The sequence below is a fragment of the Streptomyces chartreusis genome (assembly GCF_008704715.1).
Lineage (GTDB): Bacteria > Actinomycetota > Actinomycetes > Streptomycetales > Streptomycetaceae > Streptomyces > Streptomyces chartreusis.
In genome coordinates this window covers 6,126,171-6,150,683 of record NZ_CP023689.1, presented here as the reverse complement: position 1 = coordinate 6,150,683, position 24,513 = coordinate 6,126,171, and the positions used below count along the sequence as shown (strand labels likewise).

General features: G+C 68.6%; 21 protein-coding genes and 1 pseudogene. 10 read left to right on the top strand and 12 right to left on the bottom strand.

Going from position 1 to position 24,513, the window contains the following annotated elements; translation table 11 throughout:
* Positions 1–7: 7 nt before the first annotated feature.
* The 3 genes from CP983_RS27035 to CP983_RS27025 all read right to left on the bottom strand — a co-directional run bounded on the left by CP983_RS27035 (position 8) and on the right by CP983_RS27025 (position 1,790).
* The gene (locus CP983_RS27035) at positions 8–721 is read right to left on the bottom strand and encodes a YidC/Oxa1 family membrane protein insertase (protein ID WP_107905616.1); all 714 of its coding nucleotides are present in this window, start codon (positions 719–721) and stop codon (positions 8–10) included.
* Between the two features lie 117 nt (positions 722–838).
* Positions 839–1,150 (bottom strand): DUF6412 domain-containing protein, encoded by a 312-nt coding sequence (locus CP983_RS27030; protein WP_150502347.1) that lies wholly within the window; start codon positions 1,148–1,150, stop codon positions 839–841.
* 112 nt (positions 1,151–1,262) lie between these two features.
* Positions 1,263–1,790, bottom strand: a complete 528-nt coding sequence (locus CP983_RS27025; protein WP_185844114.1) for a winged helix-turn-helix transcriptional regulator — start codon at positions 1,788–1,790, stop codon at positions 1,263–1,265.
* 70 nt (positions 1,791–1,860) lie between these two features.
* Between CP983_RS27025 and CP983_RS27020 the strand changes: the two genes are divergently transcribed.
* Positions 1,861–3,291: an MFS transporter gene (locus CP983_RS27020; protein ID WP_150502345.1), complete on the top strand. Its 1,431-nt coding sequence runs from the start codon at positions 1,861–1,863 to the stop codon at positions 3,289–3,291.
* A 136-nt stretch (positions 3,292–3,427) separates the two neighbouring features.
* Here CP983_RS27020 and CP983_RS27015 read toward each other — a convergent pair whose 3' ends face one another.
* Positions 3,428–4,213 (bottom strand): class E sortase, encoded by a 786-nt coding sequence (locus tag CP983_RS27015; RefSeq protein ID WP_150502343.1) that lies wholly within the window; start codon positions 4,211–4,213, stop codon positions 3,428–3,430.
* A 261-nt stretch (positions 4,214–4,474) separates the two neighbouring features.
* On the opposite strand from CP983_RS27015, the gene CP983_RS27010 reads away from it, so the two are divergent.
* From CP983_RS27010 to CP983_RS26990, 5 genes are all read left to right on the top strand, one after another.
* A complete protein-coding gene (locus tag CP983_RS27010) occupies positions 4,475–5,947 on the top strand; it encodes a glycoside hydrolase (RefSeq protein ID WP_150502341.1) in 1,473 nt (490 codons plus the stop codon).
* 212 nt (positions 5,948–6,159) lie between these two features.
* Complete coding sequence (locus CP983_RS27005) at positions 6,160–7,182, top strand: SEC-C domain-containing protein (RefSeq protein ID WP_150502340.1); 1,023 nt, start codon at positions 6,160–6,162, stop codon at positions 7,180–7,182.
* A gap of 450 nt (positions 7,183–7,632) precedes the next feature.
* The gene (locus CP983_RS27000; protein WP_373309890.1) at positions 7,633–10,782 is read left to right on the top strand and encodes a DEAD/DEAH box helicase; all 3,150 of its coding nucleotides are present in this window, start codon (positions 7,633–7,635) and stop codon (positions 10,780–10,782) included.
* A gap of 42 nt (positions 10,783–10,824) precedes the next feature.
* On the top strand, positions 10,825–11,823 hold the full coding sequence (locus CP983_RS26995) for an SRA domain-containing endonuclease (protein ID WP_150502338.1): 999 nt from the start codon (positions 10,825–10,827) through the stop codon (positions 11,821–11,823).
* A 28-nt stretch (positions 11,824–11,851) separates the two neighbouring features.
* Entirely contained in the window at positions 11,852–12,826 is a 975-nt protein-coding gene (locus CP983_RS26990; RefSeq protein ID WP_150502336.1) for a hypothetical protein, read from the top strand.
* Here the strand turns inward: CP983_RS26990 and CP983_RS26985 are convergent.
* Positions 12,781–13,452, bottom strand: a complete 672-nt coding sequence (locus CP983_RS26985; protein ID WP_150502334.1) for an ATP-binding protein — start codon at positions 13,450–13,452, stop codon at positions 12,781–12,783. The two genes, CP983_RS26990 and CP983_RS26985, sit on opposite strands and share 46 nt — an antisense overlap.
* A 203-nt stretch (positions 13,453–13,655) precedes the next feature.
* Between CP983_RS26985 and CP983_RS26980 the strand changes: the two genes are divergently transcribed.
* Both CP983_RS26980 and CP983_RS26975 read left to right on the top strand, forming a co-directional pair.
* The gene (locus CP983_RS26980) at positions 13,656–14,501 is read left to right on the top strand and encodes a helix-turn-helix domain-containing protein (protein ID WP_125528087.1); all 846 of its coding nucleotides are present in this window, start codon (positions 13,656–13,658) and stop codon (positions 14,499–14,501) included.
* Entirely contained in the window at positions 14,501–14,692 is a 192-nt protein-coding gene (locus tag CP983_RS26975; RefSeq protein WP_125528086.1) for a DUF397 domain-containing protein, read from the top strand. The genes CP983_RS26980 and CP983_RS26975 overlap by 1 nt, the downstream gene beginning before the upstream one ends.
* Before the next feature lie 30 nt (positions 14,693–14,722).
* Here the strand turns inward: CP983_RS26975 and CP983_RS26970 are convergent, their stop codons facing one another.
* The gene (locus CP983_RS26970) at positions 14,723–14,926 is read right to left on the bottom strand and encodes a hypothetical protein (protein WP_150502332.1); all 204 of its coding nucleotides are present in this window, start codon (positions 14,924–14,926) and stop codon (positions 14,723–14,725) included.
* Positions 14,927–15,039: 113 nt separating this feature from the next.
* On the bottom strand, positions 15,040–15,780 hold the full coding sequence (locus tag CP983_RS26965; protein WP_425282255.1) for a YqeB family protein: 741 nt from the start codon (positions 15,778–15,780) through the stop codon (positions 15,040–15,042).
* 329 nt (positions 15,781–16,109) lie between these two features.
* Between CP983_RS26965 and CP983_RS45245 the strand changes: the two are divergent.
* A pseudogene (locus CP983_RS45245) lies at positions 16,110–16,394 on the top strand (ankyrin repeat domain-containing protein); the annotation flags it as partial.
* 790 nt (positions 16,395–17,184) lie between these two features.
* Here the strand turns inward: CP983_RS45245 and CP983_RS26955 are convergent.
* From CP983_RS26955 to CP983_RS26945, 3 genes are all read right to left on the bottom strand, one after another.
* Positions 17,185–17,433, bottom strand: coding sequence for a hypothetical protein (locus CP983_RS26955; protein WP_125528082.1), 249 nt, complete (start codon positions 17,431–17,433; stop codon positions 17,185–17,187).
* 357 nt (positions 17,434–17,790) lie between these two features.
* The gene (locus CP983_RS26950) at positions 17,791–19,404 is read right to left on the bottom strand and encodes a hypothetical protein (RefSeq protein ID WP_150502328.1); all 1,614 of its coding nucleotides are present in this window, start codon (positions 19,402–19,404) and stop codon (positions 17,791–17,793) included.
* Positions 19,405–19,625: 221 nt separating this feature from the next.
* Positions 19,626–20,105, bottom strand: a complete 480-nt coding sequence (locus tag CP983_RS26945) for an Lrp/AsnC family transcriptional regulator (protein ID WP_107905635.1) — start codon at positions 20,103–20,105, stop codon at positions 19,626–19,628.
* Between the two features lie 109 nt (positions 20,106–20,214).
* Here CP983_RS26945 and CP983_RS26940 point away from each other — a divergent pair, with 109 nt between their 5' ends.
* The gene (locus CP983_RS26940) at positions 20,215–21,042 is read left to right on the top strand and encodes a class I SAM-dependent methyltransferase (RefSeq protein WP_229915024.1); all 828 of its coding nucleotides are present in this window, start codon (positions 20,215–20,217) and stop codon (positions 21,040–21,042) included.
* Between the two features lie 15 nt (positions 21,043–21,057).
* Here the strand turns inward: CP983_RS26940 and CP983_RS26935 are convergent, their stop codons facing one another.
* Positions 21,058–21,825, bottom strand: a complete 768-nt coding sequence (locus CP983_RS26935) for a PE-PPE domain-containing protein (protein ID WP_107906233.1) — start codon at positions 21,823–21,825, stop codon at positions 21,058–21,060.
* Positions 21,826–21,879: 54 nt separating this feature from the next.
* On the bottom strand, positions 21,880–24,333 hold the full coding sequence (locus CP983_RS26930; protein WP_150502326.1) for a helix-turn-helix domain-containing protein: 2,454 nt from the start codon (positions 24,331–24,333) through the stop codon (positions 21,880–21,882).
* Positions 24,334–24,513 lie beyond the last annotated feature (180 nt).

Below are 24,513 nucleotides of genomic sequence, written 5' to 3'. Positions count from 1 at the left end.
CGCCCGGCTATCGGTAGAGCGCGGCCCGCTCGACCGCGCTCCAGGTCGTGCTGGTCACCACGTACAGGGCGGCGGCCAGCGGCACGACCGCCACGGTGACCAGGGTGAAGAAGGACATGAACGGCATGACCTTGGTGACGGCCCCCATCCCGGCGAGCGGCTGGCCGTCGGCGACCGGCACCGCCGGATTGGCGGCCATCATCCGCTTCGTACGGCGGAAGTTGAACGCGGCGACGCAGGCGACGATCACGAACAGCCCGGCGTAGACCAGCCCCGCGCCGCCGAACGCCCCGCCACTGCCGAGCGCGTCGGCCCACCGGTCGCCGAGGGGCGCGGCGAAGAGCTGGTGCGAGAGCAGTTCGTTGGCCCGGCCGCCGATCGTCGTGTTCGAGAACAGGTGGTAGAGGACGAAGAAGGCGGGCAGCTGGAACAGTCCGGGCAGGCATCCCGCCAGCGGCGACACCTTCTCCTCGGCGTGCAGTTCCATCACGGCCTGCTGGAGCTTCTCGGGGCTCTTGGCGTGCTTCTTGCGCAGCTCGGCGATCTTCGGCTGCAACTCGGCCCGCGCCTTCTGCCCGCGTGCGGCGGCCCGGGACAGCGGATGGACGAGCAGTCGTACGAGCGCGGTGAACAGGATGATCGCGGCGGCGGCCGCACCGGCGCCGAACAGCGGGTCGAGCAGATCGGCGAGCCGCTGAACAAGGTCGGCGAAAACAGACATGGATGAGCCCTCCGGGGGTCTCGTCGTGCCGGATGGAGAGATGCCGGGAAACGGCATGGCGGCATGACGACCCGCGCGGGGTCACACGGCAGAGGTGTGCGATCTGAGGTGCGTGCCCTACGCGGCGGTCGCCGGGAGGGCGCGCCCGGGTGCCCTGGGCCGTGGCCGGCCCGAGGCGTCGGGGTCGCGTTGCGGGAGGAAGGCCGTACGGCGGGCCCGGTCGCGGATGGCCGTACGCACCCGCGTCGGTGCCACGGCGGGCGCGGCGCGCGAGGCGAGCAGGGAGCAGACGGCGAACGCGGAGCCGGCGGCGGCGGTCGCGGCGAGCGCGACGGTCGCGGAGAGGCTGCCGGTGTCCAGCAGCGCGATCTCAAGGAAGAGCAGCACGAGTGCGGCGGCGGGACGCAGATTGGCCAGTCGGCTGATCATCGGCGGCACCTCCCCCTCGTGTCCCTGCGCGGCGTGGCCGCGGTGTCGCTCGTCCTGACGTTCGTCTGTTTCGTTATACAGGATCCTCACGCAGACCCGGCTCGCCGATCCCTCACGCCGGGTCGGCTTCGATGGGCTGCAACAGCCGCCTGGGCTTCAGCAGCGCCCGGCTGACCGGATCCGCCGGGTCCGGATCGAGTGCGGGTCCCGGCGTCATGAGGACGTCCGCGACGGGTACGACGGTTGCGCAGGCCGGGCACTCGCCGTACGGCCCGAGTTCCGTGCCGCACTGCGCGTGCAGGAAGTAGCGCAGCCGGGCCTCGTCGAGGTGCTCGCGCCCCCACAGGCCGAGCGAGCGCAGGGTGGGCCACAGGGCGATGCCGCGCTCGGTGATGACGTACTCGTCGCGCGGCGGCGACTGCTGGTACCGGCGCTTCTCGAGGATCCCCTCGGTGGTGAGCGTCTGGAGGCGGGCGGCCAGGACCGCGCGCGGGATGCCGAGGTGGACGAGGAAGTCGTTGTAGCGGCGCACGCCGTAGAGGGCGTCCCGGATGACGAGGAGCGTCCAGCGCTCGCCGACGATCTCCAGCGCCCGGGCGATCGAGCACTGCTGTGTCGCGTAGTCCTTGCCCAATGCCATGCCGTCCACTGTAAACCCATTTCACCTTCTTGGTTCAATGAACGAACCTATAGGTGCTACGGTGGTCCACATGCCAAGGTTCAATGAACGAACTCTCCCCGAGCCGGTCGCCACGGCGGCGGCCGCACCCCAGGACGCCCCCGCGTCCGCAGCCGCCGCCGACCCGGCCCCGAACCGGCGCGCCACCCTCGCCCTGACCAGCGCCGCCACCGCTGTCGCCCTGATGACCTACACGGCGCCGATGGTCACGCTCCCCCAGACCGCCGCCGCCCTGCACACCCCGCTCTCCGCGCAGGCCTGGCTCCTCAACGGCACCCCGCTCGGCCTCGCCGCCCTGCTGCTGGTGGCCGGCAGCCTCGCCGACGACTACGGCCGCCGCCGGATCTTCGTCGCCGGCACCTTCGCCCTCGGCATCACCACCGCCCTGGGCGCGCTCACGACGAACACCTGGCTCTTCACGCTGGCCCGTATCACCCAGGGCGGAGCGAGCGCGGCGCTCCTCGCCAGCAGTCTCGGCCTGATCGTGCACGCCTTCCCCGACCCGCGCGGCCGGCTGCACGCGACCGGCGTATGGGGCGCCTTCGTCAGCGGCGGCATCGCACTGGGCCCGGTCGTCACCGGCGCCATACCGAACTGGCGCCTGGCCTACGGCGTCCTCGCCGCCGCCGCGCTGATCGTGGCGGCCCTGTCCACACGCGCCCTGTCGGAGTCGCGGGCCCCGCGCGGCGGCCGCCCCGACCTCGCCGGCGCCGTGACCTTCGGACTGGCCCTGGTCTCCCTGGTCGCCGCCCTGACCCTCGGCCGCGACGGCTGGCTGCGCGCACCCGTGGGCCTGCTGCTCCTGGCCGCCGTCGTCCTGCTGGGCCTCTTCGTCGTGCTGGAGCGCCGCACGGCGACCCCGATGATCGACCTGTCCCTGCTGCGCCGCCCCCGCTTCCTCGCGTCCTCCGCCGGCGGCCTGTTCACCGGACTCGCGGTGATCGGCCTGTTCAGCTTCCTGCCGGCCCTGCTCCAGCAGACGCTCGGCCTGTCCGCGATGGACACGGCATGGCTGTTCCTGCTGTGGTCCGGCCTGTCCTTCGCGGTGGCCCTCCAGGCCCGCCGGCTCGGCGGCCGGGTGTCGCCCCGCATCCAGCTCGCCATCGGTTTCGTCCTGCACGCGGGCGGCACCCTGGCGATGCTCGGCGCGATCGGCGCGGGCTCCTGGCCCCGGCTGCTGCCCGGTCTGCTGATCGCGGGCGTGGGCAGCGGCCTGCTCAACGCCGCGCTGCCCCTGCTCTCGGTGGAGTCGGTGCCGCCCCAGCGCGCCGCGATGGGCTCGGGCGCCCAGCAGACCTTCCGCTACATCGGCTCCTGCGCCGGCGTCGCCCTGACCATCGCCCTCGCCACGTCCTCCGCGGGCGGCCTCGCCCGGGGCGCGGACATCGCGATGCTGGTCTCGGCCGGGCTCGCGCTGCTGGCGGCGGTGGGCGTGGTGGCACTGCGGGAGCGGGCGGCCTGACGCGGGCGGTCAGCACACGGGCCGGCGCCTCGACGCGACCGCACGGAGACATCGCCTCGACGGAGCCGCACGGAGACCACCCCTCCCGGAGCCGCACGGAGACCACGCGACAACACAGCCGCATCGAGATCACGCCTCAACGCGGCCGCATCGAGACGAGCTTGCCCCACACCACCAGCCGGTACTTCGACGTGTACTCGGGGGTGCAGGTGGTGAGGGTGAGGTAGTAGCCGGGCTCGTCGTACCCGTGGTCCGGCCGGACCGTGGAGCGCGGGATCGGCCGGATCACGCCGCCGTCGCGGGCGGCCGTCTGCCGCAGGGTCCGGTCGACGGCGTACGTGTACGTGGCGCTGCGCGTCTCGACGCGGACCGTGTCCTTCGGCTCCAGCCGGTTGATGTACCGGAAAGGCTCGCCGTGGGTGTTGCGGTGCCCGGCGAGGGCGAAGTTGCCGGCCTGGCCCGGCTGTTGGGTGCCGGGGTAGTGGCCGACGTAGCCCTTGTTCAGGACGCCGCTCCTGCTGATGCCCTCGGCGACGGGGACGCGGAGGTTCAGCCGCGGGACGGTGAGGATGGCGTAGGCCTTGGACCAGTCGGGCGCGGGCCCGGCGGCAGGACGCCGGGCCCCGCCGGCGGACCGCCCGGACGCCCCGTCGGACGCGGGCGGGTCCGACGCCTCCGGGACGGCCGTGAGGGACTCCCCGCCACCCCCGCCTCCCCCGCCGTCCCAGGAGCGCTCCAGCGCCCGGACCTCACGCTCGGCGCCGGCCCTGGCCTCCCGGTTGGTCCACCACATCTGGTGGACGACCAGCAGCAGAAGCACGACGCCCATGGTGACGAGCACCTCCCCGCCACTCCACAGCACCCGCCGCCGCGCGGCACGCCGCCGCAGCCCGCTGTGCCGCACGACGCGAACCCGCCCCATCTTGAGCCTCCTTCACCGGAGCCGCCCGCACGATAGGTGCCGCGGGGCGAGGTCTCCAGACCCATGCGCGCCCTGCCCCGCACGCTGCATGCGTCCGACCCTCCGAACACTTCCTCCACAGGTTTGAGAAAGGGCTGTCGGAACCCTCGACAACCCCACGCGCCACACCCGATGCTTCGTGTCGGCATGAACGGGACAGGCCATGGAGCCGGTTCGACGACGACACCGCCGACACCGGCCGTTGAGCGAAGCGGAGAAGTCATGATCCGACGCAGAACTCTGCTGGCGGCGACAGGCGGCGCGTTCCTCGGCGGCGCCCTGGCCACGGGCACCGCACACGCGGACGCGACCGTCGCCATCAACCCCGGTACGTCGTACGGCACTTGGGAAGGCTGGGGCACCTCGCTGGCCTGGTGGGCGAACGTCTTCGGCGCCCGGGACGACTTCGCCGACCTCTTCTTCACCACCAGGTCGGTGACCTACAACGGCACGGCACTGCCCGGCCTCGGCCTCAACATCGCCCGCTACAACCTCGGCGCGTGCAGCTGGAACAGCGTGGGCGGCGAGTCGATGGCCGAGTCGGCGAACATCCCCGGCTTCAAGCAGATCGAGGGCTTCTGGCAGGACTGGAACAACGAGGACCCCACCTCCTCCGCCTGGAAGTGGACGGCGGACGCCAACCAGCGCGCGATGCTGGTGAAGGCGACGCAGCGAGGCGCGACGACGGAGCTGTTCGCCAACTCCCCCATGTGGTGGATGTGTTCCAACCACAACCCGTCCGGCGCGGCGGGCGGCGGCAACAACCTCCAGACCTGGAACTACCGCCAGCACGCGTCGCACCTGGCGGCGACGGCGCTGTACGCGAAGTCGAACTGGGGCGTGAACTTCGCGACGGTCGACCCCTTCAACGAGCCGGCCTCCAGCTGGTGGACCGCCACCGGCACCCAGGAGGGCTGCCACATGGACCCGGCGGTCCAGGCGGCCGTACTCCCGTACATGCGCAGCGAGTTGGACAAGCGCGGCCTGTCGGGCATCCGTATCTCGGCCTCGGACGAGACGAACTACGACACGGCCCGCTCGACGTGGTCGTCCTACGACTCCGCCACCAAGGCGCTGGTCAGCCAGGTCAACGTGCACGGCTACCAGGGCTCGGGCGGCCGCCGCGACCTCCTCTACACGGACGTGGTCACCACGTCCGGCAAGAAGCTGTGGAACTCGGAGACGGGCGACGGCGACGGCACCGGCCTCACCCTGGCCTCCAACCTCTGCTACGACTTCCGCTGGCTGCACCCGACGGCCTGGTGCTACTGGCAGGTCATGGACCCGACGACGGGCTGGGCACTGATCGCCTACGACGCGAACACACTCCAGCCCACCACAATCCAGACCAAGTACTACGTACTGGCACAGTTCAGCCGCCACATCCGCCCCGGCATGCGGATCCTGGACACGGGCGTGAGCTACGCGGCGGCGGCCTACGACGCCTCGGCCCGCCGCCTGGTGATAGTCGCGGTGAACACCTCCACCTCGGCGCAGACCCTCACCTTCGACCTCTCCCGCTTCACCACGGTCTCCGGCGGCACAGGCGGCCTGGTCCCGCGCTGGAACACGGTGACGACGGGCGGCGACCAATACCGGTCGTACTCGAACACGTACCTGAGCGGGAAGTCGGTGGCTGTGCCGTTCGCGGCGCAGTCGGTGCAGACGTTGCAGATCGACGGTGTGGTGATCTGAGACGCCGGCGTGACGCGATCCCGGACACCGGCCCCGGCACGACCGAGCCCTCCCGCACCGGCCCCGGCCCGGCCGAGCCCGCCCCGAGCTCTCACCGCGCCCGCGATCGCGTCACGCTCCCTCGGACCGCGCCGCCTCGACCAGGCAATATCTGCACCCTCTTCCCCCCTCCGTTCTCTCCTCCGTCAGCCATGGGCAGTACGGTGTCCCCCATGCGCCCCGACACGCCTGCCGAAAACGTCGACCACACCGCCGAAGCGGCACGCCTGGAGCGAACCGCCGGCCTCTACCCGGAGGACGCCGAGGCCCTGCTGCTGCGGGCCGCGGCCCACCTGGAACTGTCCGGCGACCGCCCCGCCGCGACCGCGCTCTACGACAACCTGCTGTCGTCGTCGACGCCCCTGGAGCACCCCCACCTGGTACGCGCCCTGAAGGCCTCGAACCTGTGGGAGTACGGCCACGAGGCAGAGGCCCGCGCGATCATCGACGGCGTCAGGGCAGCCGCCCCGCGCGACCCGGCCCCCTGGGTGATCGTGGCGGAGGCGCTGGAGTCCCACGACGAGCTGGAGCAGGCGCAGGAGACGTTCACGGAGGGCGTGCAGCTCCTCCTGACGGACGTGGCGGAGCCCCCGTACGCCACCCACACCCTCCTCTTCGGCCGCCACCGGGTCCGCCGGATGCTGGGCGCCCCGCACGACGAGTGGGACACTTTCGCGGACACCCTGCACTCGATGCCGGTCTCCCTGGACGAGCTCCACGACCCCAAGCGCGTATGGTCCCTGGGCTCGGACAACCCGGCGGAACTGGAGGCGGAGATCTCCCGCCTCCGCGCGGAACTGGGCGCCTACCGCGAGGCACTGTCCCGCCCCTTCCCCGTGGCGGTCCTGCACTGGACGACAGCCGAACTGACGGAACTCCTGACCGCGTACCCGTCCCTCACCTCGGAGTACCCCTCCCACGAGGAGCACCTGACGACGATAGAGGGCTCGCTCCGCGAACTCTCGACCTCCGGCACCCCGAACCTGGGCATCGTCACCGGCACGGTCCCGTCCTACGAGGCCTTCGCCGCCTCGGAACTCTCCTCCCCGGAGGACACGACGCTGCTCCCGCAGTACGCCACGACACTGGCGGCCCGTGGCCGAGCGACGGCTTGGCCGCCGCAGCGGGGGGCGATCTGCTGGTGCGGCTCGGGCCAGACGTACGGAGCATGCCACGGAGCCCAGTCCCCGGCCTGACACCGGCGGCACCCGCCCCCCTCTCTCAGCCTGAAACCTTCAACGTCCCACCCACCGGCCGGACACTCGCGGCACCCACCACCCACCGGAGGCCAGCCGCTAAGCCGACCCGGCGTGCCCTGACCCGCCGGCGCGCCCCCAACCCCGCTGACCACCCGGCCGACCTCTCCTCACCCCACCTGGGCCCCCCATCCCTCCGGGCCGCCCGCTCGCTTCTCCCCCGTGCTGGAGCGAGCCGGGTCAAGGGCGGCCCGCAGGGCCATCGGCGCAGCCGACGCGGAACGCAGCGCAGCGGAGTGAAGCGCCCTTGACGCGGCTCGCGGAGGCACGACACTGCCAAAGAAGCGGGCGGCCCAACGGTGCCTGCGAAGAAACGCACATCGTCCGTGGGGCTGTCGGTGTCGCCTGCTACAACAGAGTCATTGCTGTGTGGGGATTGGGGAAATCAGCGTGGCTCAGCCGAGGGATCTGTCGCAGCCTGTCGCGGGTGTTTACGAGGAACTCGTCACCGAGCGCATGCAAGCACAGATGGATCAGTTGAGCGGGGCGGGATGGAAAGCCATCGATGACGAGGTAAGCGAGGAATCGTCACCCCATGTGCTTGCCCGACACATCAGCCAGGCCGTAAGCCGACGGCTTAGCCAGCTGCCGCATGACAAGCGCGTCGCTGTGGCGAATCAGATCATTCAGGCGCTCGCATCTGACCCAGCCGACCCGGGCAACAGCGACGCCGTCGAGGTCATCGCTGATGGCCCCCGCCAGCTCCTAGCTCTAGCGGAGAAGGAAGCCCCCGGTGTCTACGCGGTACGCCCCCTGACGCCACTCTCAGAGACTGCCCTCATCACCAACTCTCCCGAGGATCCGAGCCTCGGTAGCGAGTTGCGCGCCGAACTAGCCACGGCTGACCGCATTGATCTGCTGTGCGCTTTCGTGAAGTGGTACGGCCTGCGCGTACTCGAAGACTCCCTCCGTGCCGCCGCGGAACGGGGCATCCCCATCCGCGTCATCACCACGACGTACATCGGCGCCACCGACCGCCATGCACTCGACCGACTCGTCCGCGACTTCGGGGCTGAGGTGAGGGTCAACTACGAGATCCGCTCCACGCGCCTCCATGCAAAAGCCTGGCTGTTCCGCCGCCAGAGCGGCTTCGATACGGCGTACGTCGGCAGCTCCAATCTCTCGAAGGCTGCGCTACTCGACGGCCTGGAATGGAACGTGCGCCTTTCGTCGGTGGCTACCCCGGCCGTACTGAACAAGTTCGAGGCGACCTTCGATGCGTACTGGAACGACATCGCTTTTGAGCCGTACGACCCGGATCGCGACGCCCACAAGCTGGACGACGCTTTGCGCGCCGCGGGCGGATCGACGTCGAGTCAGGATGCCAAGATCAGCCTCTCTGGCCTTGAAGTGCGGCCCTACCCCCACCAGGCCGACATGCTGGAGCGGCTACGTGTCGCGCGTGAGATCCACGGCCACCAACACAACCTGCTGGTTGCAGCGACTGGTACGGGCAAGACGGTCATGGCCGCACTTGACTACCGCGATCTACACAAGGAGTCGGGCGGCAAGCAGTACCCGCGGCTTCTCTTCGTGGCACACCGCAAAGAGATCCTCAGACAGTCGCTGCGCAAGTACCGCGAAGTACTCGATGATGCTTCGTTCGGCGAAGTGCTCTTCTCCGGCGAGCTGCCGCGCGACTGGAAGCACGTCTTCGCGAGTGTCCAGTCGCTCACCGACCAGCGTCTCGACCAGTTCGCCCCGGAACACTTCGACATCATCGTCATCGACGAGTTCCATCACGCGACGGCTGCGACGTATCGACGCGTTCTCAACCACTTCAAGCCGAAGCAGCTGCTGGGCCTGACCGCCACCCCCGAGCGAGCTGATGGCCTCAACGTGCAAGACACCTTCTTCGAAGGGCGGATCGCAGCCGAAATGCGGCTATGGGAGGCCCTCGACAACGACCTCCTCTGCCCATTCCACTACTTCGGAGTGCCTGACGGCACCGACCTTTCTCGGCTCAACTGGCGTTCCGGGACCTACGACCAAAGTCAGCTCGGTGACCTGTTCTCCGCTGACCACGCCCGAGCCCGCATCGTCATCAAGCAGGTGCGGGACAAGGTGTCCGACCCCATGAGCATGCGGGCGCTCGGCTTCTGCGTCAGCAGGAAGCACGCTCACTTCATGGCGAAGTGTTTCCAAGAGGCAGGCTTCAAGGCGGAGGCCCTGGACAGCGCGTCTCGGCCCGAAGTCCGTGACCATGTTCTGTCCCAGCTCAAGGCAGGCGAGATCCAAGTCATCTTCTCCGTGGACCTCTTCAACGAAGGCTTGGACATCCCGGACGTCGACACACTGCTACTTCTGCGCCCAACCAGCAGCGCCACGGTCTTCCTACAGCAGCTTGGGCGAGGCCTGCGCCGCACGCCCGACAAGCCTGTGCTCACTGTGCTCGACTTCATCGGCCAGCACCGCGCCGAGTTTCGCTTCGAAGAGCAGTTCCGGGCGATGACCAACCTGTCGCGTAACCGACTCCTTGAGCACGTTGAGCATGACTTCCCCCTGCTGCCGTCCGGCTGCCAGATCATTCTTGAGGGCAAGTCCAAGGATCTGGTCCTGGACAACATCCGCACCCAGATTAAGGCGACCGTGCAGACCCTCGCTAAGGAAGTGAGAGCCTTCGGTACACCGCTCCTCGCGGACTATCTCAGGGAGAGCCGCCGCGAGATCCGGGAACTGTACAAGTCGAGCAACTCATGGACGTCAGTGCTGCGCCGGGCCGGCCTGGCCGACCTGCCGGAACAGCCGGGCGAAGAAGACCTGCTGAAGCGCGTGCACGCGTTCTTGCACGTCGATGACCGCGAACGTGCTGACGCATACGCCCGCCTGTTGAGCGATGACGCCCCGCGGTACGAGTCACTGAGTCCAACGGACCAAACCTACGCACGCATGCTCTTCTTCAACCTTTGGGACAAGGCTGGCGGGTTCAGCTCTTACGCAGAGGGGCTGCAATCGCTCCTTGGGCAGCGAGCGCTCCGGAGCGAAGTGCAGCAGGTACTCGACCATGTGATGGGGCAAGCGGACCACTTCCCCATTCCTTTGGAGGGCCCGCACGCACACATCCCCTTGAAGATCCACAGTGCGTACAACCGCTCGGAGATCTTGGCCGCGCTCGGCGTTGCTCGCCTCGGCGGTCAGATGCCCGGATCCTTCGCACAGGGTGTCCTGTGGGATGAGTCGAACCAGACGGACGCCCTGCTGATCACCCTTGAGAAGAACGAGAAGGACTTCTCCCCCACCGTCCGCTACAAGGACTATGCGCTGGCCGCTTCCCTGTTCCACTGGGAGTCACAGAGCACAACCGCAGAGACCTCGCCCACTGGCCTGCGGTACCAACAGCACACTCAACGCGGAAGCCACGTACTGCTGTTCATGCGGCGCTACAAGGACACCGACATCGGCAAGGCGCAGCCGTGGATGCTGCTCGGCCCGGCGACCTATGTCAGCCACGAGGGCAGCAAGCCGATGGCCATCACCTGGCGGCTCCACTATGAGCTACCTGCGGACGTTTGGTCGTACTCGGGCATCACTGCGGGCTAGCTGATCACAGTCAATGTCAGAGCGATCAGCTAACGTCACGGCATGGACTTAGCTTCGATCAGGCCCGGGCTGCTGACCACGCGCGAAGAGATGAAGGCAGTCTTCGGCGGCGGGACCCAAGGCGGGATCATCCCATCTGACTCCACCCGAAACATCCTGATCTACGTAGATCACGAAAGCGGGAAGAAGTACGGCTACGAGGATGGCTGGCTAGAGGAAGAGGACGAGCTAGGGCCCGTGTTTGAGTACACGGGCCAAGGCATTCGTGGAGACCAAACCTTTCTCGGACGAAACGGCTCACGCAACGCGGCGGTCCTCTACCACAAGGAAGCTGGAAAGTCTCTGCGTGTGTTCATGGCCATGGGGAGAGTCCCCGGATCCAAGTCCGCCGCCAAACAGCAGCGATATGTAGGCGAGTTCACGTTGGACGCGGAACAGCCTTACACCGTACGCGAAGCGGGCGACGAGGAAAACCAGCGGCGTAGCATCATCGTCTTCCGCATGCGGCCACTCGGAGACTACGAGCGCCTTGCGAAGGACGTCATCACACCTGCGGACCAAACCGATGCTCATCGGGTTTCGGCGAATGTGGTCACCGGCAGGATGATCGAGCCCAAGATGGTAAAGCCCAAGAAGCGACGAGCCTCCGAGAGCAGACGTGCCGCCCAGCCGAGCTCCATAGCCGACCTTCGCCAATCAGACCTGCGGGATCAGTATCTCGACGAGCTGAAGAAGCAGCAGCACGAGATCTTTGCTTACCAAATAAAGATCGCGGGCACGACGACCATCTTGAAAACCGACCTCTACGACGCCACCGAACACGAACTCTACTCGGTGCGCGGCGAGAGCAGCCGCGAAGAAGTGCGCACGGCTGTAGGTCAACTGAAGGACTACGTGCGGCATATCAGGCCGCGCAACCCCAAGCTCTCAGTACTGCTGCCCGAGAAACCCCAAGAAGATCTGTTCAACTTTCTGCACACTGAGGGAATAGACCTCATATATCAAGACGCCACAGGATACACGCGACGCGCAGCCAAATAGCACTGCTCACCCCTCCCTTGGAGTCGCCATGGCGTCATCACCGGAACATGACTTCCTTTCAGCCGCTGCCTTGAGCATCATGGAGGACGCCTCAAGATCCAGGCTGTTCGGCTACGCAGAAGGTCAGCGCAAGCTTTTTGACTTCTCATGCGACCTCAAGAGGGACTGGTCGAAGGTAGTTGCCGGACAGACCTTGTGGCAGCATGGCGGAGATGGCATAGACAAGGACGTCAGGACGTTCGTCAACGAAGATGACATCCATGCCGCTATATACATCGCGCGCCATGAAAGCCGGCATCGCGCACGCTTCACCGAAGTAACTCAGTCCTATCTAAGAGGACCTTACCGGGACCGACTATCACGCCTGCGCGTCTTCTGGGTTCCACCAGACTTCGACGCAGGGAACGATAGGGCCCGGCAGGCCATATACCGCACCTTGAAGGAGGAGATAACGAGAGATCTCCTCCTTCACGTCACCCTTGGCGGGCTCACTCCTCAGGACGTGACGCGCTTCGCTTCTTCAAAACGCCCCGGCCTCCCCATAGCTATCCTCTCGCATGTCAAGAGGAGCGGGTATCGAAGCCACAGAAACATGGCAAAAGCGCTGAATGTAAGCCTGGAACCGCTGAAGTACGAGACCGAACGCCTCTTCATCATTGGATTCCTTGCCAGCGAGAGCCTTCAAGGCGGCATCTACCACCTCACCGACAGCGGAAATGCCATGCTCGACATATGCTCGCGCCTACGCGACTACCTCCATGGCAAGCTCGGCACTCGAAACGAGAACATAGAGTTCGAGCACATAGCGAGGTTGCTGGGTGTCGACTACCCCTCGATCCCCATCACAACGCGCCTCCTGGGCAAGGATGCAGAGGTGGACATCCAGAATGGCACGGCTCTTCTATTGCAGCACGTAGCCCAGGCCAACGCTGACGGCGCCGTTGATTGGACCGAACCCTACTTCGCGCTGCCCTCGGCTTCCGAGATCTCCGCTTCGAAGTGAGTCTGTGCGCGGTCAAGCGCCGTGTCAGGGTCGCATCCGTGCGCTCTGAGCCAGTGAAGCAAGTCGGCAATCATGTCGATCGCCGTTACTTCTGCCGCCGCCATCGTCAGCACGCTAGATCCTGCCGGGCGGGACCGGTGAGTTCGATCGCCCTTGTAAGCACTCACCAGAGCCTCAACCCGGCTCACCCGCCCACCCCCAAGGTGGCCATCGCCTGTGACCAACTCCGTCACCATCTCGCACCAGGTGACCTTCCTATCTCCCTGAAGCTGAACTCCCCAGCGATCAGCCAGGGCATCGATAAGGACCATGCCCCGCCCGGCTTCGGAGTCATCCTCTGCACGGATGAGGGCGGGGAGAGCCTGCGTGTCAGGGTCGTGCACCTCGATACGCAGGCAAATGCCACGCATGGAGACCGCCAGGGTTGCTGGCGTGCCCACTCCCACGTGATCGATGACGTTCGACACGAGTTCATCGACACAGAGCTGAGCATCGGAAACCACACTGTGTAAGCCCCACAGCTCCAAGCGCAGTCGGATGATGCGGCGGAGGCTTGCCACTTCCGCCGGCTCTGCAGCGAATGGAAGGGTCCACGGCGCCCGCGTCAGTCCCAAGGTGCAGTACATCGATCAACTCCTATCATCACGGGTCGAGTTGCATTGCATGGTCGCCCCCGCAACCAGAGTTGCATTGGAACTCTCAAAATGGAACTCTCATCAGCACCTTGCAGGAGTGCGCCCTAGTCCTGCACGCCCCCAGCGCACACCGCCTTGCAGCTGCGCACACCTAAGCCGCAGGATCTGACGGATCGACATGAAGGGCCTAGAACATGGCAGTCGGACCCACCACTCGTAGGCGCCAGTTGGGCGCTGATCTACGCCGCCTCAGGGAAAGCAAGGGAATGACTCTTGAGGAGGCAGGCGCGCGAGTCGGCATCTCAAAGGCGACATTGAGTCGCTACGAGACGAAGGAGGGCTCGGTCAAGTGGCCGGCTGTTGATGCCCTTTGTCGCGAGTACGGAGCCTCTGATGCGGAGCGTCTCGCACTGGTCGACCTCGCCAAGGGCGCCAGAATCCAAGGTTGGTGGCGATCGCTCGCTGACCCCATCCCCGAGTCCATGAACCTCATGCTCACCCTTGAGGACGAGGTTGTACGCGAAGATCATTACGCCTGCATGTACGTGCCGGGGCTGCTTCAGACTCGCCCATACGCGGAGGCTGTTCACCGAGCCTCAGAAGTGCAGTGCCCAGAACGAGAAGTCCAGCACATGGTGGACATCCGCATGAAACGGCAAGAGCTCCTCGATCGCGATGAACCACCGCACATCTGGTGCGTGATCGATGAAGCAGCACTGCGGCGCCGGGTAGGCGGCCGTGACGTCATGCAGGATCAACTGCGCCACCTGCTCACCATGTCTCAGCTACCGCACATCACCGTGCAGGTGCTGCCCTTCTCGGCCGGAGCGCACGCAGCTGCGGTCGGAAGCTTTGTTGTCCTTCGCGGTCCCGCTTCGGAACTGGACGTGGTGTACGTCGACTTGCTCGGGGGTGGCCTCTTCATGGAGAAGCAAGGGGAACTGGAGCGTTATAGGTTGGCGTTCGAGTACCTCAGCGCACAAGCACTCGACCTTGAGTCCTCGGCAGAGATCATCCACCGTATAAGCAAGGAGCTGTGATGACGGCGCCCTCGCACTACCAATGGTTCAAGTCCTCATACAGCGGTGGCAGCGGGACTGAATGTGTGGAGTGCGCCCACGTCGACGATGACATTCGCGTGCGCGACTCCAAGCAGCACGGCCGCGGGCCCGTCCTGTCGGTCCAAGGACGGGCCTGGCAGACGTTCATAGAGGCTTTGGGTCAACGCTAAGTTCCCCGGGCCGAGTTGGGCACGAGCCAGTCAGTCGTCCGAACTCGAACCCGAGCCCGAGCGCGACTTCCCCGAGCTCCGGGCCAGCGCCCCCACCACCTCGGCCACCCCGAGGGTCACGCTCGACACCACGCGCACCCAGCGCGGGCCGCCGCGCGAGGCCCAGACGACACAGACGCATCCCCCGACGACGAGCAGCAGCACGCCGACCAAGACGAGCACGGTCACGCTCATCCCCCTTCTTCCAGTACGGTCGCGGCCATCCTCTCAGCCGATACGACTGCCGTACTCGAACGCGAGGACGAGCGCCGGAGCCTGGGGAACCTGGAGATCTCTCCGAGCCCTCATTACTGGCCGGCGACCCGCCAGTACTGCCGACCCTTCTCATCCCGTACGACGACACCGAGCCGCAGCAATTCCCCGCGCAGCTCCCGGGCGTCGTCGGCACCCGCGTCCTTCTCCCGGGCCGCCGCACGAGCCCGCAGCAACGCGTCAGCCCCGTCCGGCAGTCCGGGCATCCCGGGCACCCAGCGCCGGAACTCCTCGAGGTGCGGATCCTCGTCCGCCCACCGGTACCCGTGCGCGGCGAAGGCCTCGGCCAGCCGAGCCCAGGGCAGACCGCACTCCTCCCGGGCGATCTCCATGCCGTCCGGCCCGAGCAGCACGAGCTGCTTGCCGTCGCGCACCACCAGGCCGACCTGGTCACGCGCGAACTCCTGCGACGAATCCCTGATGCCCAGCACCACACGGTCGGCGGACACCCGCACCGACAGAGACTCGTGCACCGCGATGAACCCGACCACCAGCCCGAGCGCCGCCCCCACCCCGACGGACCCGACGCTCTGCCAGGGCTCCGGCACGGACGTCAGCAGCCTGGCCGGCCCCTGCAAGGGACCCCACGACAACCTCACGAGCCACTCGGCAAGAAGAGTGACCACCCCACCGACGAGGGCCCCGCACACCACGCAAAAGAGCGTCAGAACCCATGCCGACTCCTTGAGAACGGCGACGCCACCGCTACCCCGTTCCCTCTTCACCAGGTCCCCCGCTCGGCCCTGCCCACTTCCGATACGCCCCGTGTCCGCCATGTCCCCCGTCCTCATGCCACGTCAGTTCCGTTGCACCCGTTGCCGATCGACGTTCCGGCTCACCGACGGTCTCCCGTTCCGCCGGTTGCCGGTCGCCGATATGGCGCAGTGCCGAGTCTGACGAGGGGCCGTATCCCCTGCCATCGGCCGATGGTCTAGGCAGCCGCGACTTTGGTCGCGGCGCTCGGCCCGCCCGGCCCCGCTGCTCGCCGATGTGGATTGTCAGTGCGGCCTGCGAAGGTGTGAGTGAGGAGGGGGCGGCCGCCGAGGTCGGAGGTGGCGAGTCCCCTGACATGGACTGATGAACCCGTATCGCGCCCGGAGGTGGCATGGTGACGGCTCGTGAGCACGGCTGGTCGGGCATGAACTGGGAGGGCTGGCAGGACTACGCCGACGTAAGACGCCGTCTGGACGAGGGTGCCGACCCCGAGCGCTGGGGCCGCGGAGGCAGCCGCGCACTGCACCGGGCAGCGGTCTTCGGCTCACCGGAGGTCGTGGCGGAACTGGCGGGCCGAGTGGCAGATGTGGACACGCTCGAATACGGCACCACAGCCCTGTGGGAGGCGATCATGTCCGATCGCCCGGAGAACGCCCGAGCCCTCGCGGCCGCGGGAGCCGACCCCTGGCGTCCCCTGATAGGCGGCTGGTCCGCCGGACGCCTGAGCCTGGCAGGCCCCACCCCGGACCTCTTCCCCCTGCCGCCCGGCGGGACCGGCCTCACCGACCGGGAGCACGCGGCGGCCCAGGAGGGCAAACGCCTGACGAAGGCCCTGGCCGGCATCGACCACGACGGTTTCGGCCTGGCCTGCGTGGCAGGCATCGACGCCGAGGAGGCGGTGCGCCGCCTGGAGGCAACTCCGGCGGACGAGACGGAGGTGGCCGAGATCATCGACGATCCGTACGCCTACGACCTGGACGAAACCCTGCGCATCGTCGGCGTGACGACGGTCCCCGGCGGCTGCGTGGTCGCCCAGCCCTGGGGCTACGCACCCTCCATGCCCGGCATACACACCCGCTTGTCCCGAGGCACCATCAGCTACGGCCTCTACGCCAACCCCAAGAGCGGCAACCAGGGCAGCACAACCCGGGACGGCGTCGTATTGGGCTGGGACCTCCACCCGGGCGGCGCCCCGGACGAGGAGTCCTCTCCCGAGGAGGTCCTGTCGTCCTATCTCTTCCGCCACAACGCGGTTGCGTATGCCTGCGCCTGGACAGGCCTGCGCCCGACGGACAAGCGGGCGATGGTGGGCATGCCGGACGGGTGGGTGGAGCTGCCGAACCGGGACCACTGGGCTCACTGACCGGGCCCGCCCCGCCCCACCCAAAGCAAGGCCCGGTGCCCGGGCTCGTCGCCCAGGGCACCGGGGCCCATTGCGTTGAACTACTCCACGAAATCGATCTCGCTCAGTGGTGGCAGTCGGACCCGATGTCGTTGATCGTCGCGCCCGGGTTGCCCTCGCCATTGAGCGCGTTCCCGGCAAGACCGTTGAGCACCCCGATATTGCTGAGAAGCTCGATGTTCATGTCGTGAGACTTGCAACCCCCGTGGCCATGGCCGTCGTACGAGGACTGCGCGGAGGCGGTGCCGGTGGCTATGAGGCTCAGGGACCCGACCATCGCGGCCGCAAGAGCGGCCTTCTGAAGCTTGCGCATGTCTCCTCCTTGGTTCGTGTAGAGCGCGCGACTAAAGATCTACTTAGCGCTCATTTGGGAGGCTAATCCGATATGTCCGACGGCGCTCATCGAAGCTGCCATACGGACCACGCCCATGAGGGGCAATCAGCTCTTCGCCGTCCGGCGTGAGCCTCCATCAGCTACGCAACGCGGCCAGAGGGGGACGCCTACGCCGGCACCCCACGGTGGACGGCAAGCCGCTCACTCCCGGAGCTGGAAGGGCACTGTGGCCAGTCACGCGAGTTCGGGTGCTTCGCGAACGTGCCGGGGTCATCAACGCGGGCCGCAGCGGCTCGTGTTGAGCGTTGCGGCCCGCGTCATCGCGAAGTGCGTGCGTCAGCCGGACTTCGTCGGGGGTGGGCTCGTCGTTGCCCTGCCCTCCGTCAGGAGCCACTCGTGGTGGAGGGCTCCCAGGGGGATCTTCGTCTGGAAGACGGGGGTGCCGAAGATGGTGAGTTGGAAATTGAGGGTGCCGGTCAGGTCCACTCCGCCGTAGAGGGCGTAGGCGCCTGATGCCGAGCCGGTGCCGTCGGCGGAGCCCTCGGCCGACGCGTCGGCGTGGGCGCGGACGTACGGGGCGAGGTCGGCGGTGACGCCCACCGTGCCGTAGAGGCCGACCGTGGCCTCGGCGCCGAGGGCCGCCTTGACGTCGCCGGCTGCCGTGACCTTGGTCTTCAGGGGCTCGCCCGTCATGTCGGACTCGCTGACCGGGGTCCAGCCCTTGGCCCAGGAGAAGCTGCCTCCGACGCGGAAGTCGCCCTTGAGGTCCTGTTCGACGTCGACGGTGACCTTGCCGTCCGCGTTCACCTGGATGTAGCAGGTCAGGTCGAGGTTGACGACGACCGGGATCGGACCGACCTGGATCACCGGGTCGGAGTGGAGCTCGGCGAAGGGGATGCGGATCGGCTGCCCATTGGTGGAGCCGGCCGCGCGGCCCTTCAGGGACCACTTGGAGGCCCAGTCACCCGAGAGGCCCAGGAAGGCGCCATCGGGGGACGTGCCCTTCCCGGCGGAGTCGGCCGTACTGCCCGCCGTCGCGGAGCCCGCGGCGCCGCCCGTCGTCCCGGAGGTGTCCGAGGTGTCCGAGCCGTCCGTGTCCGCCGAGCCGTCGTACGAGAACGCGACCTCGGGGGCCAGTTGTACGAAGCCCTCCACCGACGCGGCCGCCGACGCCGGGGCGCCCTCGGCCGTGGCGATCGCGGCGCCGACGTCGAGTCGCAGGCTGCCCAGCGGGAGCTTCGCGCCCTCGGGGCCGAAGTGGAGGTCGCCGGTCTTCGCCCAGGAGACCTTCACGCCGTTCACGAGCGGCTTGACGTCGACGGACGACGGGTCGACCGGGACCTCGCCCTCGGCCTTGCTCGCGCCCAGCACGGAGTTGAGCTTCGCCGGTTCCGTCTCGACGGCGGTACCGCCGTTCCCCGCGGCGCCCACGACGTCCGTGACCTTCGCGAGTACGCCGTCGGGGGCGCCGGGGGCGGGAGCGCTGGCGATGATGTCGCCGACGGCCACCGAGGGTTGGGCCGACGGCCCCGCCGAAGCACCGGCCGACGACGATGCACCGGCCGAGGACGACCCCGATGCTCCGGCGGACGGGTCCGCCGGGGCGGTGCTCGGCGGAGGTGTCGAAGGCCTCGCCGTCGGCTTCGTGGGCGTCCGCGACGTGATGACGGCCCGGCCGGTCTTCCTGTCGTACGAGGCGACCTTGAGGGAGGACTTCTTCGCCCCGCCTCCGCCGTCGCCGTCGGCCACGGCGGTGGGGGTGGCCGCACCGGACGGGGCCGATACGACGGCGAGTTGTTCCTGGGCGGCCGCGGGTCCGGGGCTCTCCGAAGCCGTGGAGGCCGCCGCGTCCGTGGTGGCCGGGGTGTCGGTGGAGCAGCCGGTGGTCAGTACGGCCGCGAGAGCGATCGCCGACAGTACGGCGTGGCTCTTGACCTTGGGTCTGTGCACGCGTGTTCCTCGGGAGCGGTGTATGGGGGTGCGCTGCAGGAGGTGACGCTGAGGGGGCGGCACGCCGGTCGTCGAGACGGGCATGCCGGTGTGGCCGGTCCGGCGCGGGTCGCGCGGACCGTGGCGTGGTTACCCCCCAGTAGTCGTTCATGAGCATGCCAGTACGGCAGGGGGCCGCATCCGCTTTCTATGGGCGGGAGAGCGGTGACGTGAGTCATACCTCAGAGCTCTTCCTCGTGCCCCGCGCCGTCCATCGGTGTCAGGACGCGGGTGCCCGTCTGCCGGTAGATCACCGAGCTGCGGAACGTCACGACCTCGCGGCGGGCGCTGAAGCGGTCCATGAGGAAGGCGTGCAGGTGCTCGATGTCGGGGACGGCCACATGGACGAGGAAGTCGTCATCGCCAGAGACCACGAACACCGAGACGACCTCGGGGAGTTGGGTCAGATAGCTCTCGAAGTCGTAGATCACCTCCCGGCTCAGGGGGCGCAGCTTGACGAAGACCAGGGCCTGGAGCGAGCGGCCCAGCAGACGTGGCTGCACGGCCGCGTGGTAGCCGGTGATCACTCCGCGGGCGCGCAGGGCGCGGACCCGTTCCAGGCAGGTGGAGGGCGCTATGCCGACCCTGCGGGCGAGTTCGCGGTTGGTCAGCCGTGCATCGCGCTGGAGATGGGTGAGGATCGCCGAATCAGTGTCGTCCATGGCCGTGATTCTTCCCGCGTCACCGAATTTGGTTCGGCCGAGCCGCCCAACTCCCGTGTCCTGTCCTACATTTCCCTCGCCGCCGCCGGACCGAAGGGAGCCCTCGTCCATGACGACCGCCGCCGATCTCATGGCCGACCAGGCCGTCGACCACTACGACCGCTTCCTCGCCGAGCACTACACCTGGATGCTCGGCGGTGATCTCGACGCCCTCGCGGCGGGGCAGCGTGCCGCGCTCGCGGAGTGGGGCGTGACGCCCGGGTCGGCGATCGGTACGGCGGCCGGGTCGCTGGCCGTGGACCTGGGGTGCGGTCCGGGGCACGCCAGTCTCGCGCTGGCCGCGCTGGGCTTCGACTCCGTCCTCGCGGTCGATCTGAGCCGGCCGCTGCTGGGCGAACTCGCCGCGCACGCCGCCCGGTTGCCCGCGGTCCGGGCAGTGCGGGCCGATGTACGCGGCGCCCTGCGGGAGCTGGTGCGGCCGGGGTCGGCGGGGGCCGTCGTCTGTCTGGGCGACACGCTGACGCATCTGCCGACCCGCGGGGACGTGGCCGCTCTCTTCGCCGACGTCGCCGCGGCCCTCGCGCCCGAGGGGACGGCCGTGTTCTCCTACCGCGACCTGACGGTCCCGCTCACCGGCACCGACCGCTTCCTGCCGGTGCGGGCCACCGAGGACCGGATCATGACGTGCTTCCTGGAGTACCCGGACGACTACAACGACTACACGGTCGTCGTGCACGATCTGATCCACACCCGCGCCGACTCCGACGCCGACTGGACGCTCACCGCCCGCAGCTACCGCAAGCTTCGGCTCTCCCACGCCTGGGTGCTGGAGCAACTGCGCACGGCCGGGCTGCGGGTGCGGCACGAGGAGAGCGGGGCGGGCGGCCTGCGTACGGTCGTCCTGGAGCGTGCCACCCGCTCACGGACGTACGCGTAACCGGGCAACCCGGAGTCAGTTGTCGGACCAGTAGACCCCGTTCAGGCCGTCCTGGGCGATGGTCCTGGACAGGACGTTGCCCTCCAGGACGTAGCGCGCGTGCTTGTCGGTGAGGAAGAAGTCGAGCGCGTTGACCGGCGTCGTGGCGTCGCAGGCCAGGTCGCCGCGGATGCAGAAGCGGGCGACCGGGACGCCCGGGAACTCCCGGGGGCCGGGGCCGGTGGAGGTGAAGCCGAAGGCGCCCAGGCCCTTGGGGACCTTGGCCCACATGCCGGTGTCGGGCTGCTTCGGGTCGGCGTACAGCTTGCCGTCGACCAGTTCGCGCGGGACGTCGGTGCCGCCGTTCGCGATGGTCTGAAGGACCGCGTCGGCGGCCTGGGCGCCCTGGGAGTAGCCGACGATGGTCAGTCGTGCGGTCGGGTCGTCGCGGTGGGTCTTCTCCACGGCGGCCAGGAGGTTGACGTAGCCCTGGGCCACGCTGCTGTCGTAGCTCGGCGCGGTGAGGTCCGGCTGGTTCTTGCCGTTGAGCCACGGGCCGGCGCTGGAGGGGTAGCAGACGGGGACGACCTTCGCGCCTTCCTCCAGGTGCTGGTTGGCGTAGTAGAACGTCCCGGTGCACTGGGGCGCGGGCTGCACGGTGCCGGTGCCGCCGATCTGGATGTAGTAGTGGCCGGGAGCCTCCTCGGCCTGCGCGACGGCGGGTGTGAGGGCGGCGGCGGCCGTCATCGCCGCCGTGATCGCGGCGGCTTTGGCGCGGCGCGTGAGTCGGTGGGTGCTCGGCATGGTGTCCCCCATGGTCGTGGTGGTGTTTCTCGCCTGTTGCTGTGGCGCCAGACGCTAGAGAGGCGCGATGAAATCGTCGTGAAGGGCGGCGCGGCGGTGGTGGCGCGCGAGGTGCTGTTGCAGTCGGGCGTGGCGGAACTGGTAGACCGCGCCGGCCTGCCGCAGTACCCCGCGCTGGTAGGCGTCCTCCAGGAACGTGACCACGGCCCAGGGCAGGCGTCCGGTCAGCGGCAGCCAGATCCGGGTCAGGACGAGCCACTGGCCCCACGCGGTCAGGGTGAGGGCGTAGCCGATGGCGCCGCCCAGGCCGCTGATGACGCCGAGCAGGGCGGCGGCCTCGGAGGTCCAGACGAGGGGGCCGACCGAGCCCTGGAAGACGTCGACGGCGACGCCGCTGCCGAAGCCGACCACCGCTCCGAACGTGGGTGCCCAGACCAGCAGTTGGGTGGTCACGGTGCCGCGGTTGGTGGTCAGGAGGCTGCGCGGGTTGACGGCCGAGTCGATGTCGAGGGGCGTTTCGAGGAGCCCGAGGAGACAGAAGGTCAGTCCGGTGGCGACGCCGAAGACCGAGCCGTAGACGAGGCCGTCGACCAGTCCGACGTGCACGATGATCGAGAGGTCGGACGTGACGGCGTACGTGATCACCATGCCGACCACGAATCCGTACGCGGAGCCGAAGACCGCTCCGCCGAGCGTGCCGATCACCAGTCGGGGCCCGGCCGTCCACACGGTGGCACCGGGCCTGCGGCGCAACTGCAGGCGTACGGCGGAGGGTGCGGCCTGTTTGCCCTTCGCCGTGTACGTCAGCCAGTGCACGAACCCGAACATCAGGCCGGCGAGGAGCCCGACGACCGACGCGTCCAGGAGGGCGCCGGTGACCCTGCCGTTGACGCCGAAACTGATGGCGCCGTCGACCAGGCCGATGGCCAGTGCGAGCAGGACGGCGGTGACGAGGGTGCGGGTGGAGCGGCGCAGTCCGTTGCCGAGCCGCCACCAGGCGAGGTCGGGGGTCTTGAGCCCGGTCAGATGGTGGGCGAGGTAGCCGAGCCAGTGCCGGGCGCGGTCCGCGTCGAAGCCCGGGTGCGAGCCACCGGACGAACTGCCGTGCAGCCGGTGGCGGTAGACGGTCGGGATGAAGTTGTCCAGCAGATGGTCCTCCAGCTTCTCCGGGCTGCCGAACCGCTCGGTGTCCAGGAGACAGGCCGGGTCGTGGTCGGGGGTGTCGCTGTAGATGGTGCGGGCGAGCGCGACCATCAGCGGGGTCTTCAGGACCGTGGCGAGCGGGGAGTCGGGCCGGTCGCGGGGCTGCTCGCGCAGCGCGGTCAGCACCGGGTCCCAGGCGTTGGCGTCGGGGTCCTCGCGGCCGGGTTTGCGGGTGGTGCGGGGCAGATAGGCGGCGAGGTCGTCGAGGGTGAGGTCGGTGAGCCGGATCGCGGCGGCCGCGGTCAGCACGTCGGTCTCGGCGACCGCGGCGGCGTACTCGGCGGGGCGGCTGGTGAGGACCAGGGGGAGGGTGGTGGCGTTGAGCGCTTCCAGCGCGGGGCGGCGCAGGCCGTCGGCGATCTCGTCGAAGCCGTCCAGGACGGGGAGGATACGGCCGGACTCGACCAGCTCGGCGGCCAGGCTCTCCCGGCCGCGGCCCCGGGCGGCGTAGCCGGGGTGATCCCGGGTCAGCTGTGCGGCGAGCCAGTCCCGCAGGGTGATGGTGGTCGGGTTCCAGGCGCCGATGCTGAAGATCACCGGGACGGGTTCGGAGGTGCCGCGCGTCCTGAGGTGGTCGAGGACGAAACGCAGGGCCAGGATCGTCTTGCCCGAGCCGGACCGGCCGAGGACGACCAGTCGCCGGGAGGGGATGCGCCGGTAGGCGGCGGCGATCTCGCCGAGCTCGCCGTCCAGGTCGAGGGGGTGGGCCGTGGCCTGCGCGGGGAGCCGGAGGATGTTGGCCCAGTGGTCGGTCAGTGCCTCGGGGGCGGTCTCCCAGCGGACGGGGAGGGGGAAGGGGTCCTGGACCTGACGCTGCTCTTCCTCGCGCTGCCAGCGGGCGGTCACCAGGGCGGCGAGCTGTTCCGCGGGGTCGGACGGGGGGTGGGGCTCGGTCGCGGGGTGGAGGGCGGTCGACGGCGGGGGCGGGGCGGGTGGATCGCCGGGCCCGTCGTCCGTCGGGGAGCGAGTGGGATCCGCGTCGGCCTCGGTGCCGGGCCCGGCCCCAACCCCGGCCCTGGCCCCGGCCTCAACCCCGGCCCCGGCCTCCGTCGAGGGTTCGGCCGGTTGCTCGCCGTCCTGGTCCCGGCGGACGGCGGCGCGGAGTAACTCCTCGCGCTCCCGCGGTCGTAGCGCGAGTTCCTCGGCCAGTCGCTGCACCGTGGTCATGCGTGGGTTGGTTCGCTTGCCGGTCTCCAGGCCGCGGATCGTGCGCACACTGACCTCGGAACGCTCCGCCAGTTCCTCCTGGGTCAGCCCCGCCGCCGTCCGCAGCCGTCGCAGCACCTCGCCGAACTCACCGGCCACAAGTCACAGCCCTTCCCCCAGAGATGTCGACTTTCCGCAGGTGAGGGACTCTAGCGCGGTCACCGGCCACATATGACCGCCTCAATGGCCTGTCCACGTTTCCTACACCAGGGCCACCTTCGATGGCATCGACGGGATCGACCGGAGCGAACGCCTCGCCCGGTCCGGAGAACGGGGAAC